This window comes from Thermobrachium celere DSM 8682 (assembly GCF_000430995.1).
Lineage (GTDB): Bacteria > Bacillota > Clostridia > Clostridiales > Caloramatoraceae > Thermobrachium > Thermobrachium celere.
In genome coordinates this window covers 3,084-3,905 of record NZ_HF952015.1, presented here as the reverse complement: position 1 = coordinate 3,905, position 822 = coordinate 3,084, and the positions used below count along the sequence as shown (strand labels likewise).

The 822-nt window shown below is 36.5% G+C and carries 2 protein-coding genes; both read right to left on the bottom strand.

Going from position 1 to position 822, the window contains the following annotated elements; all coding sequences use genetic code 11:
* A partial coding sequence (locus TCEL_RS00580; protein WP_479725385.1) for a GNAT family N-acetyltransferase occupies nucleotides 1-176 on the bottom strand: 176 nt, incomplete at its 3' end.
* Nucleotides 173-616, bottom strand: a complete 444-nt coding sequence (locus TCEL_RS00575) for a fructose-bisphosphatase class II (protein WP_018659830.1) — start codon at nucleotides 614-616, stop codon at nucleotides 173-175. The genes TCEL_RS00575 and TCEL_RS00580, both read right to left, overlap by 4 nt.
* Between the last annotated feature and the right edge of the window lie 206 nt (nucleotides 617-822).

Sequence of the window (822 nt, the reverse complement as noted above, 5' to 3'; positions counted from 1 at the left end):
TTTTTCTTATATAAGTTAATAGCAGGTAAATTTGATACTCTAACTTCAAGAGTCATTGCATTTATACTCCTCTTTTTTGCCTCATCGATTAAAGCATCTACCAACTTTTCACCAAGCCCTAAACCCCTAAACTCTGGATGAACTGCTATATTTGTAATATGCCCTTCATCAATCATGCACCACATTCCTGCATAACCCTACTTAAATCCTTTATACCCATATTAAAACATCTTTGTTTTTCTTCCTCATTCATTGGACAAAGTCTTCCCTGAAAATCTCCTCCAACACATTTTACAGCCGCTGCAGTTATAACTCCTTCTGGTGCCCCACCTATTCCTATCATAATATCAACACCGCTCTCCTCAAAACAAGTTGCAAGGGCCTCTTGTATATCACCATCGCTAAATAGCTTTAATCTTGCATTAACCCTTCTTACCTCTTCCATCAAGTGTTGATGTCTTGGTCTATCTTGAATTACAACGGTAACATTTGAAACATCCTTTTTTAAAGCCTTAGCTACATTCTTTATATTTTCACTCAAAGGCACATCTAGTGATACTACTCCCCTTGCCTTAGGTCCTACTACAAGCTTTTTCCATATACATATCAGGTGCATGTTAGATAGTGAAAGGATAGATTACTATACTTGGTCATCCTATTCAGATGTATGTACATGCGAATTCCAAATTGTAACAAGTTCGGAAGGTTTATACTATAAACATCTCTAAAGAGCCATTTTGAAAAAAWWAAGAAAGTAAGCTGAGGAATCAAGCTTTCGCTTGACTCCTCAGCATTTTTATTGCTTCTTCACGTGAGTTTATC

Coding starts and splice junctions, on each gene's coding strand:
- TCEL_RS00575 (WP_018659830.1), bottom strand. CDS start 616: ATGCACCTGATATGTATATGGAAAAAGCTTGTAGTAGGACCTAAGGCA.